Origin of the sequence: Paenibacillus sp. E222 (assembly GCF_013401555.1) — a bacterium.
GTDB lineage: Bacteria > Bacillota > Bacilli > Paenibacillales > Paenibacillaceae > Paenibacillus.
This window is the reverse complement of the sequence record NZ_CP058552.1, coordinates 1667896-1685664: the sequence shown is the minus strand read 5'-3', so window position 1 is coordinate 1685664 and position 17769 is coordinate 1667896. Positions and strand designations below refer to the sequence as shown.

The window sequence follows — 17769 nt, the reverse complement described above, 5'->3', positions numbered from 1 at the left end:
TTAAATAGCATTCCAATTAAATAGCCAATCAATTAATTAGGTGTACTAAGTATATTCCTGCAAAAGTTGAATGTCAAACAGCAAATGCACAACAAAAAACCGTGACTTTAAAGCCACGGTTTTGAACCAAATATAGAAGAATTAAGACTGCGAAGCAGATACAGTTTTGAGCGCGGAAGCAAAAGGGAAATACTCCTTCGCATTGTTGTAGGCAATGCCCTGCACGATCTGTCCAAGTAGATCCATATCATGCGGTACCTCGCCTTGTTCGGCCCATTCACCGATAAGGTTGCAGACCAGGCGGCGGAAATACTCATGTCGTGTATAGGAGAGAAAACTGCGTGAATCGGTTAACATGCCGACGAAACGGCTAATTAAACCTACATTCGCCAGCGCTTTCATTTGAGCGAGCATGCCATCCTTCGTATCATTGAACCACCATGCTGCACCAAGCTGAATTTTGCCTGGAATGCCGCCGCCCTGGAAACTGCCGATAATCGCTGCGAGCACTTCATTGTCCCGAGGATTTAAGGAATACAGGATCGTTTTCGGCAGCGCTTGCTGCTGCTCCAGTGCATCGAGCAAACCGATTATAGCTGAGGAAAGCGGCGTATCATTAACGGAATCATAGCCGGTATCCGGACCAAGCTGGGCAAACATCCGGCTGTTATTGTTGCGGGCCGCATTAATATGAAACTGCATGACCCAGCCCCGATCTGCGTACAGCTTGCCGAGGAAAGTCAGCGTTACCGTCTTGTACTTGTTCTCTTCCTCACGGCTAACCTTCTGCCCAGCGAGAGCCTTCGCAAATATTGCCCCTGCTTCCTCCCGTGTAGCGACACCGAAAGGTACATAATCCAGTGCATGGTCAGATACCCGGCCTCCTACGGAATGGAAGAACTCTACCCGTGATTCCAGAGCGGAGAGGAACGAGTCATAATCGGAAATGGCCGTTCCGGCTGCCTGCGACAGCTTGCCTACCCATTCCGAGAAGGTATCGCGGTTTAGTTCCAGCCCTTTATCCGGACGGAATGAAGGCAGTACAGCTGTATCGAATCCTTCAATCTCCTGAATCTTCAGGTGATATTCCAGGGAATCACATGGATCATCCGTCGTGCATACCACGGTAACATTGGATTTGGTAATGAGATCACGTGCACCGAATCCGTCACTGTTCAGCTTGGCATTTACTTTTTCCCAGATCGCCGGGGCGCTCGTCTCATTCAACACTTCATAGACACCGAAATAACGCTGTAATTCCAAATGAGACCACGCGTACAGCGGGTTACCAATCATCATCGGGACGGTTTTGGCATACGCCAGAAAACGATCGTAATCGGTTACGCCCTCTCCACCCGTAATGTACTGCTCCTCAATTCCGTTTGCGCGCATCAGCCGCCATTTGTAGTGATCACCGTATAACCAGGCCTCTGTAATATTGCCAAAGGTTTTATTCTCGTAGATCTCCTGTGGACTCAAGTGGCAGTGATAGTCAATAATCGGCATGTCCTTCGCATAGTCCTCATATAACTTGATCGCCGTTTCACTGTGCAGCAAAAATTGTTCATCCAGAAAAGACTTCATTCGCCTCGCACGCTCCCTTTAGGTGAGTTTACGTTCATATGGGTTCACTTCCCAATCTTTACGCTACACTGTTTGCCCACAAAGTTCAATATAAAATGATAGCGTTATCACAAAAGGTTGATTTAGGCATATTTCCTGGAACGAGGTATACTGGTTTTAATCTAATTGATGCTGATCTGAAGATGATAGAAGGAGATGAAATGGATGAAAATAACATTTCTTGGTACAGGGGACATGTTCAGTGTGGAGCAACACCACAACAGTATGCTAGCCGAATTCGGCGATACCCATCTGGTGATTGATTTTCCGGAATCCAACGCAAAAGCATTAAAGGAATACGGCTATCCCTTGACGGATATTCACAATGTGTTTATTACCCATCTGCATGAAGATCATATTAACGGGGTACAGATGCTCGGTTATTATTCACAGATTGTGGGCGACCGCAAGCCACGTCTGTTTATCCACGAGGAACTGGTTGATCCGTTATGGAGCATTTTATCCCCAGGCATGCGTTATACAACCGATGGGGAGCGCACGATGAGCGACTATTATGATATCGTACCTTTACCGGATGGAGGCACATTTGAGCTGGGGGGCGTGACGCTTGAGACTTTTCGAACACAGCACGTGCCGGGTATGGTCAGCAATGGCCTTCTTGCAAAACCCTTCTTCTACTATAGCGCAGACAGCACGCTGGATCAGGAACGGGTAGAGCAGGCTGCCGCAGATGTACAGCTGATTTTCCATGAATGTCATATGCATGATCTGGTGATCAAATCACACACCTCACTGAAGGATCTGCAACAACTGCCTGCCGAAGTGAGACAGAAAACCGTGCTCATGCATTATCATGATGAATTCGCAGATGCGGATAAACGGACACAGTTCAACCAAGAACATGATCTAAGAATGGTGGGCACGCTGGAATCGTTTGAACTGGAAGTGTAGTACGTAACTCGACCTATATGTATTACCAAAATGAAGAGGCAGCATCCATTCAGGTTCCTTTGAAGGAGCTTTTCGGGGTGCTGCCTTTTTATTGATCTGTTTTCCATGATTTCATATATTCAATAGTTTCAGGAGATGGTTCAGCTTTCACATGAATGTAATCTTCCGTTCGCTGATCATTTGGTCCGTAGGAAATTTTGATATACATATCCTGATAAGTATGAATGATATTGCTATGGATCTCCGCTTTGGGCTTCAAAATATAATCTCGGAGTAAACTCAATCCCAACGGTTCTTTTCCAGGACCCAGAGTCGTCTCGTGCGTATTTCCCGTATTGGAGTTAAGGAGCTCTGTGGCGTTAATGCTATTCATCAAGGATGGATCAAGTGTAAAAGACTGTATCACATTGACCATCGGCACCTTGGCCTCGTTAACAGAAATCTCATATATAATGCGGTCCAGATCCGATTCATGATGAACGCTAACAGTAGCAGTCAAGCTATAATCATCTGGCAAACGCTCCTGAAAGGAATCCGGATTTTTCAGCAAACGCTGGGTCAAATCTCTTCGCTCGGTATTCAACGTATAATCATCCGTTCGCTTCGGTTCTCCCCTTGGCCCTTGGTTTGTTCCCAAACCGCAAGCCCCCAGACAGACCGCCATTACAAGCAGCCACACCCCCAAGTGTACTAATCTCCTCATCCGATTTCCCCCCTCGGTATGATCTATCTAAAATGATCCCTAATCGATTCTAATTGCAATCATAATATTGGTTTATTATTCCATATAAGGATAACACGAGTAGACTCACTCCACCTAACATAAAAAAACCACCTGCCTGGCAGATGATCACCAGTTCAGATGGTTTAACTGTCTATATGAAGATTCACTAATCAATGATCCCTCAACGTATTATTGAGCGGCAGATTCCTCACTCTGATCCGGGAGAGCCCACACGGAGACGCCCCCACCACATACATGAAAAGTGGCCCAGCCGTCTTTCTCAATAGTAATGCTGTCCTCACAGCTGTGCGTCAGATCGGTCCAGACTTCGCCAGCACGGTGTTCGCCAACAAACATCCTTTTCTCACCATCATCCCCATTCGAGATAACTACTGCACAACCGGAGCCTTCGATTTCGTCCACCCCGCGGCGTACCCACCCAATCGTGTTCGCGTGATCGAAGTAATCCTCCTGCTCTCCATAAGCTTTGTCGTAACGGGCTGACATCAGAATGTCGAGAATGTCCTTCTTACCCTCAACAGGTTCGGGACCTCCAATGCCGTAATAATCACCGTAAAAGACAACCGGATAACCGTCACGACGCAGCAGCGTCAGCGCATAGGCGCTCGGCTTGAACCAATCGCCCACCCAGGATTCCAGCGCTTCATGCGGCTGGGAATCATGATTATCAACAAACGTTACGGCATGCGTTGGATGTGTCTGCACCAAGGTGTCATCAAAAATTTTGGAAAGATCAAAGTCCCGGCCAGCCAGAGAGGCTTCATGAAGTTTGTAATGCAGGGACACATCGAACAGATCAATCTGATAGTCCACCGTATCCAGAAATTCACGGCATGCATCGAGATTGGAGTTCCAGAACTCGCCTACAATGTAGAAATCCTGCCCCCGTTTGCGGAGCATCTCAGCTGCGAATTCCTTAATGAATTCGTGATTGATATGTTTGATCGCATCCAGTCGAAAACCGCTGCATTGCAGCGTATCGATGAGCCATTTTCCCCATTGTAGCATTTCCTGCCGGACATCCGGGTGATTGTAATCAATATTGGCGAACATCAGGTAATCATAGTTGCCAAACTCATCGTCGACGTTCTGATTCCAGTTCTTGTTCTCCCCTACAATGCGGAACACACCATTTCGTTCTTCCTTGGCATTAAAGTCGGTACCGTTGAAATGTTCGGCGTTCCATTTGAAGGAGGAGTACTGATCCCCGCGGCCCGGAAATGTGAATTTGGTCCAGCCCTCAATCTCGAACGGTTTGGAGATTTCCTTCAATCGATCATTGGGATCAACCTCAATCACCTTGAAGACTTCCGTCTCATCCGCACCCGCCTTATGGTTCATCACCAGATCCACATAGACGGCAACACCATTCTTCTGGCACTCGGCAATCGCATCGACCAGTTCCTGCTTGGTGCCATATTTGGTACGCACACTGCCTTTCTGGTCAAATTCGCCCAGATCGTACAGGTCATATACGCCGTAACCGGTATCCTCGGCAGATACGGCTTTGGTCACCGGAGGCACCCACACCGAGTCGATGCCTTTGGCTTTTAGCTCTGGCGCCATTTCGGCCAATCTTTTCCAGTGCTTTCCGTCTGCGGCCAGGTGCCATTCAAAAAACTGCATCATCGTATGATTTCTCTTCATTCCCAACCGACCTCCTTGATTGCTTTCGAAGCGGACCACGGCACGCATCTGTATCGTCCTTGTTCGTTCGTATGCTATCCAAGTAATACCCTTTTCGGCCTATCCTTCAATCATGCACAGAAAAGAAAGCTGAAAAAAGTCTATGATCGTTCTTTAGCTAAATATCATTATTGGGGTGAAATCCGTGTGTAGTCCTGCCATTCCTCGGGCAGCAATGAACGATACGGTTCCTCGGTGAAACGATCGTCGACCAGTACCAGTACGCCCTTGTCCTCTTCTGTACGTATCAGCCTTCCACCCGCCTGCAATACCTTGTTCATCCCGGGGAAAACATAGGCATAATTGAATCCGTTGCGCCCAGTACGACTATAATAATCGCGGAGTACGTTGTTCTCCAGACCAATCTGGGGAAGTCCGGCACCGACCACCACAACTCCATTCAGACGATCACCCGGCAGATCCACACCTTCGGAAAACACACCGCCCATAACGGCAAATACCAATCGTGTTCGTTCCGGATGTGGCTGGAACGCGTTCAGAAACGCCTCCCGTTCCTCTTCACTCATGCCCTGCTCCTGCATCACGACTTCTGCCTCGCCCGGCTGTTCCATATACGTCCCATGGACTTCGCGCATATATGGATAGGATGGGAAAAAGACCAGCAGGTTGCTATGCGGCCACTCGGCAACCAATTGGCGCAGCATATTGGCAATAGGCTGTCTGGAACGTTCACGATCCCGATAGCGAATCGATAATGGCATCAATCTCACATCCAGCTGCTCTCGCTGGAAAGGCGAAGGAATACGCAAGGTATAATCCTCTTCCTCCGCACCTAACATATCCCGGTAATAACCAAGAGGTGACAATGTCGCAGAGAAATGAATGGTGGAACGGAACCCTTTGGCAGTCTGGCGCAGCAGCACGGACGGATCAAGGCAGAACAGCTTCACTCGTACTTCACTTCGTACACATTCCGCATAGGTAATGAAGCGTTCATCGTACAGCTTGGCAATACGCAGGAAATTCTGTGCGGTGAAATAGGCTGCCAGCAGCAATTCATCCGTCTCCGCATTCCCCGAACCGCCTTCAACAAGGCATTGCTCCGCAACCATGACAAAAGGCTCCAGCAGTTCAATCAGTTCCTCCGGTGCCTCCTGTTGCAGCAATTTGCCCTCTTCCCCACCGTTTTTGCGAAGCGTAATCAGGTATTTGTCGATAGCGCCCGTACGATCCGCGATGGCTTTAGCGGCGGTCACACTGCTGCCCAGGGTTTGGAATTCCCTTTTGACATCCAGAAAGACGGCCTTCTCCAGCTCTGCCGAAAACATCATTCGGCCCCGATCAACCAGATTATGTGCCTCATCGACCAATAATACCGTCTTGCGCTTCTGCTCCTCCAGCATGCGTTTGAGCGAGATACGCGGGTCGAAAATATAGTTATAGTCGCAGATCACCGCATCGGCTGCATACGCAGCATCCAGTGAAAACTCAAATGGACATACCCGATGCTTGCGTGCGTACTGTTCAATAACCGGGCGTGTCATTAACGTCTCATGTTCCAGCATATCCAGCACAGCTCCGTTAATACGATCATAATATCCTTCGCACATGCCACACTGTCCCGTATCACAGGCTTCCTCTTCCTTGAAACAGATCTTGTCCTTCGCGGTCAGACTGATCACATGCATCTTCAATCCTTCCGCCTGCATCCGGGCAAAAGCCTCTTCTGCCGCCACTCGCGTCGTCGTTCTTGCGGTCAGATAGAATAATCGTTTGGCTTCTCCTTCACCAATGGCCTTAACCGTGGGAAACAGTACGGACATCGTTTTGCCAATACCCGTTGGCGCCTTCGCCATCAGTCCCTGCCCCTCGCGGATTGTCTTATATACGGCTCCTGCCAGCTTGCGCTGTCCCTCTCTGTATTTGCGAAAAGGAAAAGGCAGCTCTCGCACGCTTATATCGCGCTTTTCTTCATAAGCCACAATCATCTCTGCGTATGGCGCGTAACCAGCGACCAGCTCTGCTGCAAACTGTTCCAGCTCCTGCCGTTCCAGCATCCGCCGAAACCGCCTTTCTTCATTACTCACGGTGTGCACGTATGTAAGCTGTACCTGCATACGGGGTTCATCATGCTGAACGGCGTACATATAGGCATACATCATGGCCTGTGCCCAGTGTACGGGGGCTCCATCGCCCAGATCGTCCAGATTGCCCGCAGTTGATTTGATCTCATCCACCGTCAGCTGCCCATCCAGACGAATCAGCCCGTCACATCGTCCCTCCACCACGTAGGTCAAGTCTCCATGCTGCAATTCCACTTCGAGAACCACTTCCTTCAGATCCTCTTCTGTGTAATCCTTCTGCACCCGCTGGTGTATCCGGGTTCCCTCCTGCATTGATGCATTGGTGCGAAACCCTGGACGTATGCTGCCACTGCGATACACATATTCCACCAATGGCCTGACTGATATTCGAATTGCGGTTGTCATGCGATCACCCGTTCTGTTTGTAGTGACTATACTTTATCATGAAAAGCAGTGCTCAAACCAGCCAATCAGCGGATTGGACTCGCTCCTTTTCATATGCTATGTTGAGGGGGAGAATGTACGTAAATAAGGAGGCATCTTCTATGTATATCTATTTGGTCCCTTCACCCATTCCGGATGCACTTGCTGCATATCCGCATCTGACGTTGCGCAGCGAGGAGCAGGTTCGATTGGCCTTTGAATCGACAGAACGTCTGATGAATATCGAGTCCGATGACAACGTAGCGGCGTATGAAGCCTTCGATGCCGCAGGCTCCTGGACAGGCGGCGGTTATGCCGTTCTCAACAATATACCCGTAACCGAAGATGGACGGAACGACTTCGAGGAACGCTTCAAGAACCGTGCGCGCAAAGTGGAAGACGAACCCGGCTTTGTTGGCATTCGTGTGCTTCGTCCGCTAAAGGACGATACGTATGTCGTACTTACATTGTGGCAGTCCGAAGATCATTTCAAAAACTGGCAGCAGTCTCAAGCTTATAACCATGCTCACCGCAACCGCAGCACGAGTGAAGGGCTGACCGCACAGAAGCCCACCATGTTTCCAAGACCTTCTTTCGTCACGACATTCACCATAGAGTAACGAACGGGAGCAAACCTGATCTAATGGTCCAGGATTTGTGTACAAATTTGCAGATATACTGTGATCACATTTGGACAAGCATCATTTAATTATTTATACTTTAAAATGATTCCCCTTCCGCCTCTTCCTCAATGGAAGGGGCTTTTTGTATACGTGAGGTCATGAATGACCCAAATTCCTCTCTGCTTTTTTCCAATAATTTAAAAAATTGAGCAACCAAGAAGTTCGGTGCTTTTGACACGACATGCCATGAGATAGCATAATACTTGTTAAATGAAACTTCGGAAAGGAAGGAAGGTGGTAACTTGTCACGCAATTCACTCACCCGGTTTCTAAGCGGACCGTTTATCGTGTTCACCGTTATTATGATGATCAAAAGCTCTCTGGCCTGGATTGTGATCTTCGATGACATCCCCGTCTGGAAACCGCTGCTGACAGAGTTGCCGCTGATCTGGATCTGCTTCTGTCTGATTGAATGGTTCGCAGCCAAACGCCGGATGTGGCTCTATCTCGGACTAAATCTGGTGTTATCGGGCATCTTCTTCGCAGCGATCATGTATTACAAATATTATGGTGTCATTGTCAATTATCACGCGCTCGCACAGGTTAATCAGGTAACCTCTGTCAAGAGCAGCATGTTCTCTTTGCTCGATCCGTATTATTTGTTTATTTTTGCAGATGTTCTGGTTATCGCGGGAATTCTGATTCGTCGGCGGATCAAGCTCGGCGGGACTGAACGTCCAGGCAGAGTGCCGCTTGAACGAAGCGCCAGAAGACGGATCGCCTCGGTCATTCTGGTTCTGTCGATGATGCTGTGCATGCTCAACATATACCCCAATCGGGCGAGTATGAGCGAGATTACACAGGCGGAGCAGATGGGGATTCTCGGTTACGAAGCGTACACCATCCTGGCTGATCGGCCTGACAAACCCGTGCCCCTCGATCAAATCGATCAGAATCATATCGACGAGATTAAACAAACGACAGCACTACCCGCTGTTGTGGAGGAAGGTGCAGCCAAAGGACGCAACGTCATTGTCCTCCAGCTCGAATCATTTCAGAACTTCCTGATCGGATTGCAGGTGGATGGACAGGAAGTCACACCCCATCTGAATAAGCTCGCTGGTCAAAGCCTGTATTTCCCGAACTTTTATCAGCAAGTGGGACAGGGAAATACGTCGGATGCCGAGTTTGTGGTGAATACATCGTTTTATACACCGCCTAACGGAGCCGCAGCTACTGTCTATGCCAATAAGGAATTGCCAAGTCTGCCCAGACTGATGTCCGCGAACGGTTATCAGACAGCCACATTCCATACGAATGATGTGCACTTCTGGAATCGCGATCAGTTATACAAGGCGCTTGGATTCGACCAGTATTATGACATCAATTATTTCGGAACAGAGGATTCCATCGCCTTCTCGGCATCGGATGAAGTGTTGTACAGCAAAACACTCGACAAACTCGAGGCCATGCAGGCATCAGGGTCACCTTTCTATGCACAAATTATATCTATGTCTGCACACCATCCTTACCATTTGCCAGAAGATAAAAAAAGTCTGACGTTGCCGAAACGGTACGTTAATACGTTGCCAGGGGATTATCTTGTGTCCCAGCATTATGCCGATCAGGCGGTGGGGCAATTTATTGAGGGACTTAAGGAACGTGGACTATGGGAAAATAGCTTGCTGGTCGTTTACGGTGACCATCTGGGTCTGCCTATCTACTCGCTGGATCGGACTGACGAGAAGCTGATGCAGGAAATCTACGGTCGGGAGTACACATCTGCGGACATGATCAATATTCCACTCATCATCACGGCTCCTGGCATCACGCCGGCAGCTCAGCTGGAACAGATCGGAGGACAGGTGGATATTCTGCCAACGATCGCCGGGTTGACCGGTGCCTCTCTCCAGAACCAACTGCATTTCGGGCAGGATTTGCTGCGTGAGGGAAATAATCTGCTGCCAGAGCGCTATTATCTGCCCTCCGGTTCCGTACTGAACGACGCTTCACTGTTCGTTCCTGAGACGGGGTACGGTGATGGTACACATTACTCTCTTGCGGATGCCGGGAGACAGGATGTCGTTTCGGCAGAGCTTAATCAGAAGAAGGGGACGAATCCGGACAGTCTGAAGGATGAATCGTCCGTGCCCGCATCTGCCATACCATCTGAAGAGGAATCAACCTCTTCCGAATATATTACGAAGGAACAGTACGAACGGGCTTTGGATCTTCTACACTTGTCCAACAGTTATCTGAGTCAGTTACCGAATCGAAATGACGTTAAATAAAAATTAATCGTTAAATATTTGTTTATAGACTTTATTAACAATGAACTAATTATCTAGGGTATGTCCTCAAATTCAGGTAAGCGATATGATGAGAGATGTCAGGATGTCAGCATACCGAAAGTAATGTTTCGCCCCTCTGAGGTACGATCTTGCCGATACTGGCGAATGGGTAGACGATTTTCTAAGGAACTCGGGACGTCTTATTTGACCTTTAGGTCCTCTTTATACATTGTTAAGAACATCAGACACGTTATTTTCCAAAATACCCCGAAAAAACGCTGCAAACAGCTGTTTATTCTGATATAGCGTGTCTCAGGTTCCTTAGATTTCGGCAGACGTTTCAAATCCCTGAATAAGGCACCTCAGATTCGTTAGGGCAATAACCTTAATGAAACCGGAAAGGCCCATTGAACAGAACCGATCACGGTCTGATTAACGGGCCTTTTCTTGGTTTTATTGCTGCTCAGAACATTACAATCACCAGTGACGGTCCTGCTCCCGTTTACAACGGCAGTAGTGCAACCGACTTGCGAGCAGTCAATTTCTCTACCATGGCAAGCCATTCTTGCGGTTTGTTCGGTAGCACCGCATAATATCGATTCAGGAAATCAGCCACCAGACTGGCTGGCAGTTCACCAAGCGACTCATCTCCTGGCATAAAGCACAGGTCCAAGCCGCCAACCGCTTCCCCGTCCCCTTGCCAGGATGGATGAACATACGGGAAGTCCAGACGCTGGTATCCCAGATGAGACAATACTTCGCGACGTACATACGGGTCCATTGGCTTGATGCCGCCAAACTCGTGATCTTGACTCAGATAAGGGTTATAGATTTCGGCAAACATGCCGAACAGCTCTTTTCCGTTTGCCGCAGCCAACTTTTGCAGATCACGCTTGCGGTGATTCGCCAGGAAACTGCCGATCCCCAGTCCTTCGCGACTAATAATGGTAAAGTCTGTCATGGCTACGTTCCAATCCTCGTAATAACGGTACTCTGTCGCTCCCACAACTTGTCCTTCATGCACAGCCACGAACACCCGAATACCCGGATCTTCCAACGGTTCTGCCCACAGGGGGAAGTCCAGCACTTCTTCTCGCGGGAAGATCTCCTGCATCAGCTTGTGCATCTGGGCAAACAGTGGATCGTTGATGGATGTAATGCGCGTGAATTCCATGGAAAAATGCCTCCTCAATTGATGATGTATTTCATTTGATATTTTTTATTTAAACGGATTCCGCCACTCCATCAGGGCTGCATAGTTGCAGGATTCCTCATCGTCCAGATAGTCTGCGGTCACACCAACCGGCATGCGGCCACAGCGAAGCAGGAACGATATCACCGGATCACGCCTCTCGCCCGCCGCCACTTGGTCCAAATATTCCTGCGCAGACAGTTGGTCTGCAACCAAATGATAACCGGGCATTCTACCAGCACCTAGTAACCGATCCATACCCTGTGCAATCACTAGGTGGTACATCGCCTGCATCATAAGCTGAGCCAGTCCCCATTTGCGGTACTTTGGACGAACATTGAGATCGACAATATACAGCGTGTTGCCATCCGGGTTGTGGTTACGAATATAGCCGTCATCCGTTACTTCGGCCCAGGTATGACTTGCTGGATGTGCAGGGTCCCACTGCATCCGCAGCGAAGTCATCGAGCCGGCCAATTCTCCATCCACTTCAATACAGATGGCACCTTCCGGGTAATGCTGCACATGACTGGTGAGCTGCTCGTGACTCCAGAGCAGCTCTTCCGGATAAGGTGGAGGGAAACTCTCCGCCTGAATGCGAATGAGTTCCTCATAGTCGGCTGCAACATAATTGCGAACGACTGCCTTTACCCTTTTGCCACTCTGGTCTGGGTCGGTAATCAGCATTTCTTTGGTATACATGTTGCCGGATCGCCCCTTTCCACTGACAAATAAATTCCAAGCTCTGTTTCGTTCGGTTATAAAAGTAGCTCGCTACTTCCAATCGGTATACAGATCAGTGCGGCGGTCACGCCAGGTCGTTACCGATCCACGTTCGCGCACCTCATACAACAAGTCCAAATCCAGATCGGCGGTCACGATCATATCATTGTTAATCTCACCCTCGGCCAGAATGCCACGTGGCGGGAATGGGATATCATTCGGCGTAATAATTGCAGCCTGTCCGTAGTTGGCACGCATGAAATCAACCGTCGGCAAGTTGCCTACCGTTCCGGTTAACACAACATACACCTGATTCTCCACCGCGCGGGCATGACTCGTATAACGCACACGGTAGAATCCGTGACGATCGTCCGTACAGGAAGGACAGAAGATCACGTCAGCGCCTTTGGCTTTGGCCATCCGTACAATTTCCGGGAATTCAATATCGTAACAGGTCAGCATGGCAATACGGCCTTTATCCGTGTCGAACACCTCAAGTCCATCTCCGGGAGCCATATTCCATTCCTGTACTTCGGTTGGTGTAATGTGAATCTTGTCCTGGCGCGCGATGCGACCATCCGGATAGAAGAGATGGGCTGTGTTGAACAGCTTCCCTTCACGGCGAATGACGTGGGTTCCCCCAATGACATGCATGCTGTACTGGGCAGCAAGTGATGTGAATAGTTGCTCATATTGCTCCGTAAAGTTCGGCAGATCCTCAATTGTCAGCGCATTACCTTGTTTGTCCCCAATGGACATTAACTGCGTTGTGAAAAATTCCGGGAACAGCACAAATTCGGTTCCGTATTCACTCGCTGTCCGTATGTAATGCTCAGCCTGAGCGGCGAACTGCTCAAACGAGCTGATTGTGTGCAATTGGTATTGTACAGCGGATACCCGCAGTTTCATGTTCGTACACCTCCACTATAATTATGCTTCCATTGTAACAACGATCCGGGGTCAACAAAAGAGTTTACTCACTCAGCATGGACTGTGTAAAACTGATCCACTCCCGGGTTGCGAAGGATAAATATCGGTCTTTCCGCCAGATCATGCCGAGCTGCCAAGGAATCACAGGTTCCATCACGGGTATAATGCGCACACGCATATGATCCACCTCACGGCAGATCGTCTCTGGCAGCAACGCCACGCCCAGATTGGCCGCTACCATCGCACTGAGCAGATCCCACTGGGAGCTCTCATACACTACCCGAGGTTGAAATCCCACATGCTGACAAGCGGCGATAATCCGGTCATGCAGCGCAAAATCCTCCCGGAACAGCACAAATGAGTCATGCTCCAGTTCACGCAGCGCGATCGACTCTTTACCCGCAAGCGGGTGCGAAGGATGTACGAGCAGATTCAGCTTCTCTTTTACAAAAACAAAATGATCCACCAATTCATCCACCGTCGGAAGAACGGCAACACCAATATCCAGTGCACCGCTGATCACGTCGGCCTCCACTTTTTTCGCACCATCCTCGAACAGCTGAATGGTCACCTGCGGATAGGCTTTGTGAAACTCACCGATAATCATTGGGAAAAAGCTGGACCCCACCATCGGTGGCAGACCAATCCGAAGATGTCCTTTCTTCAGATTCATTAGATCGTCCAGCTCGGACGATAAGCTGCGGAATGACTTTTCAATCTCCAGCGCCTGCCGGAAAAAGACATGCCCAGCATCCGTCAGCGCTACCTTCTTGCCATACCGATCCAGCAGCGTTACGCCCAATTCGTCTTCCAAGCTTTTGACGGTTTTACTAATGGTCGGTTGTGTAATGAACAGCACTTCGGCCGCTTTGGTGAAGCTTTGCTGCCGAGCGACTTCCAGAAAATATTGCAAATGGCGGATATCCATCGTCTGATCCCCGTCTCTCATAGATAAATGGAATGGTAAACATTCTTAATATGCATTTTACTCATGAAAGAATGCGATGTAAAATTTGTGATATCAAGTGAAACATTTTCATAAACAACTCAAAATCATCACGTTCATTATACAAGGAGGGATTGAAGTGAAGAAATGGGGCCTTGGCATTTTGCAAGTTGCGCTCTTGATGGCCTTTTCACTGCTCATGGACCAGTTGGCCCGTGCTCTCCATCTACCTATACCAGGTTCCATACTTGGCATGATCGTACTGTTCATTTTGCTTCAGACCCATGTCGTGAAGCTGCGCTGGATCGAAATTGGAGCCGCCTGGCTGCTCGGTGAGCTGCTGCTGTTCTTCATCCCGTCAGCCGTTGGAATTATGAACTACATGCCCATGCTGGAGCAAGACGGATTGCAAATTCTATTTATTGTTCTGCTTAGCACATTTCTGGTCATGGCCTGTACGGGCCTTGTTGCCACCCGAATCGCCAAACGAAAGGAGCGTCACACCGGATGATTGGGTTCCTCTGTCTCTTGTTAACCGTCGGTATTTACTGGGTCGCCAAACGCATGTATCGCAACCTTCCCAAAGTGTATCTGTCTCCGCTGCTGATTACGCCACTTCTTGTCGTCGGTGTGCTGCTCGCAACAGGTACGGATTACGCTGCCTACAGCAGTGGTGGTAAATGGCTAAGTTTGCTGCTTCAACCGGCAACGGTGGCCTTCGCCATACCGCTTTATACGTTTTTCCATGTACTCAAAAAACATATTTCCGAGATCGTCTTCAGCGTTATGACAGGCTCCGTGGTAGCGGTCCTCTCGTCTGCCCTGCTCGCCAAATGGCTGCGCCTCGACTCCGGACTCATTCATAGTCTGATTCCGAGATCGATCACGACCCCTATTGCGATGAACGTATCGGCTACCATTGGAGGCATTCCGGCCGTTACCGCGGTTTTTGTCATCATGACCGGTCTGCTGGGGGCGATTATGGGGCCATCCATTGTAAAAATGCTGCGTATTGATGGCGAGATTGCACGTGGTACGCTGCTTGGAACCGGTGCCCACGGAACAGGCACATCCAAAGCATTTGAGCTCAGTTCACTGACTGGAAGCATCTCCAGCATCTCCATGGTACTGGCTGCATTGTTCACATTGGCGGTTGCACCCCTACTATCTAAACTTATTTTCCCATAATAGATGGAATTAACCCTATTTCTTGAAATATTATTGTTGTATTAAAGCCCTTTCTTCCTTACAATAAGGACAGGTTTTAATTGTGAATATTGCGGGGGAGATGCGATGAAAAGAACCGGAATGAAGAGATCTCTGGACCGCCTTGGACGAATTGTCCTTCCCAAAGAAATGCGGGATACGATGGAAATCCATATCGGCGATCCGCTCGAGTTTTTCATTGAAGGGAAAGAGTTGATTTTGAGAAAGTACAAATCAACGTTGTGTGTGTTTTGCGGTGATGTGGATACGGAAATGTATTTCAAAGAGCAATTCATCTGCCGGACGTGTGCAATTCAATTAAAACACCCGGATGACACTCCCGAATGGTTCGTTCCTCAGAACAAACAGGCTCCTGCACCCGTGGAGCGTCCTGCTACCGAATCCGCCACAGTCTCGTCTCCCGCATGGGAAGAAGGGGCTACAGCTGCCAACCAAGAGTACCCGGACCTGCGGCCGAAGACGGCACGCATGCTGCAACAAATGAAGGAAATCGTTGAACAGAATCCCGGTTTGGCTCAACAGCAAATTGCGGAAAAGCTTGGCATTAGCCAAGGACGCGTCTCCCAACTTAAAAAACTACTATAATAGGAATTAATTCGATTATTTATAATCAGGAGACCTTCCGTTTCAAGAAGTCCCGTTGCAAGAGAACCCGTTGAACTCCGTGGGTTCTTCTTTTTTTTATTTTCATTCGGTAAGGGAAAGGAATGCTATGGATAAAATCCTCTATTTATCACAATTCAATCTGATGTCCTCTTTGTCCGAGGCAGACCTGATCGAAATGGACAGCATGACGTCCATCACGACCTTGGCCAGGAATACGCTGATCCAGACACCGGATACATATTCGGAAGGTTTTTATTTTGTGAAAAAAGGGAAAGTCCGCCTGTACACATTATCGGAAGAAGGGAAACAGTTTACTCTCGATATTTTGAAGGAAGGAAATGTGTTTGGGGAAATGAACGGCATTTCACTTGGCACACGTTCCGTATATATCGAAACCCTGGAGGAATGCGATATTTGCCTGATGAACAGGCAGCGTTTCGAACAATTTCTGATTGAACACCCCGAGTTTATGTTGAATCTGATGAAAGTACTCAGCGAACGGATCAAGGGCATGAGTGCATTGACACAACAGCTGGCCTTGGGTAATCTGCATGACAAAATTATGCATAATCTTACTCGACTGGCGGATCAGATGGGGTGGGTGAACGAAGGAGATTATGGTCGGATCAACCTTGTACTGACCCATCAGGAGATTGCCTGGATGGCTGGGGCCACGCGTGAGTCTGTCAGTGTTGCCCTGCAAGATCTTGCACGGGTTGGCCGTATTCGTACCGGATTCAAATCCGTCGCTCTGCATCGTAATGAACTATCCGCTTCATGCACAGCTAACACCCAGTTGTAAGCCACATTACATCTCTATCCTGCTGCCAATTGTATCGTGTAGATGATGAATCCACATACATGCAAGGAGGAGTACGGCGATGGATGTACAGAAAGAACTGCATATACCCGAGGATGTTCTGCTTCGCAAAGGCGCCCGTAAAGGGATTGAGATCCCGGATCATATCCGCAACCTACTTCAATCGGGGCATATCGAATCCGTAAATTTGACGGAGTGGCTCGCCGTTGATCACATTCTCCTTTTTCAGCAGGTCGCTCATGAACGGGGAATGGATGTCGATACCCGGGAAATGAAGGAACAGCTAACACAGATGAATGAGCAGCGAATCATGAAAATCATTCCGACCATCGCCGCGAACTGGCTCAACCTTCTGGAACGAATGGAGGAAAAGGAGCGAGTACGTCATTTTCGTTCCTTTGCAGAGCACCGTTCAGACAGTGTACGCTGCTGGGCAGCCTATATCATCGGATTGGATTCCCGCTTAAGCTTGATTGAAAAACTGGATCGTATCCGTCCCTTTGCCGCAGATCATCACTTTGGTGTACGAGAAATTGCCTGGATGGCTGTTCGACAGCCGATTACGGCTGAATTGTCGGAAGCGCTGGCGTTTCTCATGGACTGGGCGATCGATCCCGACCCACTGGTTCGGCGGTTTGCCATAGAATCGACAAGACCGCACGGTGTGTGGGCCAAACATATTCAGGAGTTGAAAGAAAACCCTGCGATAGCTCTGCCTCTGCTGAACCATGTGAACTCTGATGCTCATAAATATGTACAGGACTCTGTCAGCAACTGGCTGAACGACGCCGCCAAAACCAACCCGGATTGGGTTCGTCAGGTGTGCGACACCTGGATCGAGCAATCGGATACCAAGCATACGCTGCGGATTATCACCCGTGGCCAAAGAAGCCTGTAATCTCAAAGCATTCCTTTCGAGGGACAGCCCCTTCGATAATAAAAAAGATGACTACCGCTCCATTGCAGTGGTCATCTTC

Annotated in this window: 16 protein-coding genes; 8 read left to right on the top strand and 8 right to left on the bottom strand. The window is 48.9% G+C overall.

Annotation, left to right across the window (positions count from 1 at the left end; translation table 11 throughout):
* Positions 1–141: 141 nt before the first annotated feature.
* Positions 142–1584, bottom strand: coding sequence for a glucuronate isomerase (gene uxaC, locus HW560_RS07530; RefSeq protein ID WP_179262601.1), 1443 nt, complete (start codon positions 1582–1584; stop codon positions 142–144).
* 204 nt (positions 1585–1788) lie between these two features.
* Here uxaC and HW560_RS07525 point away from each other — a divergent pair, with 204 nt between their 5' ends.
* Entirely contained in the window at positions 1789–2535 is a 747-nt protein-coding gene (locus HW560_RS07525; RefSeq protein ID WP_179262599.1) for an MBL fold metallo-hydrolase, read from the top strand.
* 88 nt (positions 2536–2623) lie between these two features.
* Here the strand turns inward: HW560_RS07525 and HW560_RS07520 are convergent, their stop codons facing one another.
* The 3 genes from HW560_RS07520 to HW560_RS07510 all read right to left on the bottom strand — a co-directional run bounded on the left by HW560_RS07520 (position 2624) and on the right by HW560_RS07510 (position 7416).
* A complete protein-coding gene (locus tag HW560_RS07520; protein ID WP_179262597.1) occupies positions 2624–3238 on the bottom strand; it encodes a hypothetical protein in 615 nt (204 codons plus the stop codon).
* 210 nt (positions 3239–3448) lie between these two features.
* Positions 3449–4927: an alpha-amylase gene (locus HW560_RS07515; protein ID WP_179262595.1), complete on the bottom strand. Its 1479-nt coding sequence runs from the start codon at positions 4925–4927 to the stop codon at positions 3449–3451.
* Between the two features lie 167 nt (positions 4928–5094).
* On the bottom strand, positions 5095–7416 hold the full coding sequence (locus tag HW560_RS07510; RefSeq protein WP_179262593.1) for a helicase C-terminal domain-containing protein: 2322 nt from the start codon (positions 7414–7416) through the stop codon (positions 5095–5097).
* Between the two features lie 140 nt (positions 7417–7556).
* Between HW560_RS07510 and HW560_RS34210 the strand changes: the two genes are divergently transcribed.
* Together HW560_RS34210 and HW560_RS07500 are read left to right on the top strand one after the other, a co-directional pair.
* Entirely contained in the window at positions 7557–8054 is a 498-nt protein-coding gene (locus HW560_RS34210; protein WP_179262591.1) for an antibiotic biosynthesis monooxygenase family protein, read from the top strand.
* A 365-nt stretch (positions 8055–8419) separates the two neighbouring features.
* Entirely contained in the window at positions 8420–10348 is a 1929-nt protein-coding gene (locus HW560_RS07500; protein WP_090903631.1) for an LTA synthase family protein, read from the top strand.
* A 502-nt stretch (positions 10349–10850) separates the two neighbouring features.
* Here the strand turns inward: HW560_RS07500 and HW560_RS07495 are convergent.
* From HW560_RS07495 to HW560_RS07480, 4 genes are all read right to left on the bottom strand, one after another.
* A complete protein-coding gene (locus HW560_RS07495) occupies positions 10851–11522 on the bottom strand; it encodes a GNAT family protein (protein ID WP_090903309.1) in 672 nt (223 codons plus the stop codon).
* Positions 11523–11567: 45 nt separating this feature from the next.
* A complete protein-coding gene (locus HW560_RS07490) occupies positions 11568–12242 on the bottom strand; it encodes a GNAT family N-acetyltransferase (RefSeq protein WP_090903307.1) in 675 nt (224 codons plus the stop codon).
* A gap of 72 nt (positions 12243–12314) precedes the next feature.
* On the bottom strand, positions 12315–13172 hold the full coding sequence (locus HW560_RS07485; RefSeq protein ID WP_090903305.1) for a carbon-nitrogen hydrolase family protein: 858 nt from the start codon (positions 13170–13172) through the stop codon (positions 12315–12317).
* Between the two features lie 64 nt (positions 13173–13236).
* Complete coding sequence (locus HW560_RS07480) at positions 13237–14121, bottom strand: cidABC operon transcriptional activator CidR (protein WP_090903303.1); 885 nt, start codon at positions 14119–14121, stop codon at positions 13237–13239.
* Positions 14122–14278: 157 nt separating this feature from the next.
* Here HW560_RS07480 and HW560_RS07475 point away from each other — a divergent pair, with 157 nt between their 5' ends.
* The 5 genes from HW560_RS07475 to HW560_RS07455 all read left to right on the top strand — a co-directional run bounded on the left by HW560_RS07475 (position 14279) and on the right by HW560_RS07455 (position 17690).
* Positions 14279–14650, top strand: a complete 372-nt coding sequence (locus HW560_RS07475) for a CidA/LrgA family protein (RefSeq protein WP_090903301.1) — start codon at positions 14279–14281, stop codon at positions 14648–14650.
* On the top strand, positions 14647–15327 hold the full coding sequence (locus HW560_RS07470; protein ID WP_090903299.1) for a CidB/LrgB family autolysis modulator: 681 nt from the start codon (positions 14647–14649) through the stop codon (positions 15325–15327). Before HW560_RS07475 ends, HW560_RS07470 begins: the two co-directional genes overlap by 4 nt.
* Before the next feature lie 105 nt (positions 15328–15432).
* Positions 15433–15951, top strand: coding sequence for an AbrB/MazE/SpoVT family DNA-binding domain-containing protein (locus tag HW560_RS07465; RefSeq protein WP_090903297.1), 519 nt, complete (start codon positions 15433–15435; stop codon positions 15949–15951).
* 127 nt (positions 15952–16078) lie between these two features.
* Positions 16079–16774, top strand: a complete 696-nt coding sequence (locus HW560_RS07460) for a Crp/Fnr family transcriptional regulator (protein WP_090903295.1) — start codon at positions 16079–16081, stop codon at positions 16772–16774.
* Between the two features lie 79 nt (positions 16775–16853).
* Complete coding sequence (locus HW560_RS07455; RefSeq protein WP_090903293.1) at positions 16854–17690, top strand: DNA alkylation repair protein; 837 nt, start codon at positions 16854–16856, stop codon at positions 17688–17690.
* Positions 17691–17769: the final 79 nt, after the last annotated feature.

Excerpts from the sequence above, each read along its gene's own strand:
- HW560_RS07525 (WP_179262599.1), top strand. The coding sequence starts at position 1,789 with ATGAAAATAACATTTCTTGGTACAGGGGACATGTTCAGTGTGGAGCAA.
- HW560_RS07520 (WP_179262597.1), bottom strand. The coding sequence starts at position 3,238 with ATGAGGAGATTAGTACACTTGGGGGTGTGGCTGCTTGTAATGGCGGTC.
- HW560_RS07485 (WP_090903305.1), bottom strand. The coding sequence starts at position 13,172 with ATGAAACTGCGGGTATCCGCTGTACAATACCAATTGCACACAATCAGC.
- HW560_RS07480 (WP_090903303.1), bottom strand. The coding sequence starts at position 14,121 with ATGGATATCCGCCATTTGCAATATTTTCTGGAAGTCGCTCGGCAGCAA.
- HW560_RS07460 (WP_090903295.1), top strand. The coding sequence starts at position 16,079 with ATGGATAAAATCCTCTATTTATCACAATTCAATCTGATGTCCTCTTTG.
- HW560_RS07500 (WP_090903631.1), top strand. The coding sequence starts at position 8,420 with ATGATGATCAAAAGCTCTCTGGCCTGGATTGTGATCTTCGATGACATC.
- HW560_RS07465 (WP_090903297.1), top strand. The coding sequence starts at position 15,433 with ATGAAAAGAACCGGAATGAAGAGATCTCTGGACCGCCTTGGACGAATT.
- HW560_RS07515 (WP_179262595.1), bottom strand. The coding sequence starts at position 4,927 with ATGAAGAGAAATCATACGATGATGCAGTTTTTTGAATGGCACCTGGCC.
- HW560_RS07455 (WP_090903293.1), top strand. The coding sequence starts at position 16,854 with ATGGATGTACAGAAAGAACTGCATATACCCGAGGATGTTCTGCTTCGC.
- HW560_RS34210 (WP_179262591.1), top strand. The coding sequence starts at position 7,557 with ATGTATATCTATTTGGTCCCTTCACCCATTCCGGATGCACTTGCTGCA.
- uxaC (WP_179262601.1), bottom strand. The coding sequence starts at position 1,584 with ATGAAGTCTTTTCTGGATGAACAATTTTTGCTGCACAGTGAAACGGCG.
- HW560_RS07495 (WP_090903309.1), bottom strand. The coding sequence starts at position 11,522 with ATGGAATTCACGCGCATTACATCCATCAACGATCCACTGTTTGCCCAG.
- HW560_RS07470 (WP_090903299.1), top strand. The coding sequence starts at position 14,647 with ATGATTGGGTTCCTCTGTCTCTTGTTAACCGTCGGTATTTACTGGGTC.
- HW560_RS07510 (WP_179262593.1), bottom strand. The coding sequence starts at position 7,416 with ATGACAACCGCAATTCGAATATCAGTCAGGCCATTGGTGGAATATGTG.
- HW560_RS07490 (WP_090903307.1), bottom strand. The coding sequence starts at position 12,242 with ATGTATACCAAAGAAATGCTGATTACCGACCCAGACCAGAGTGGCAAA.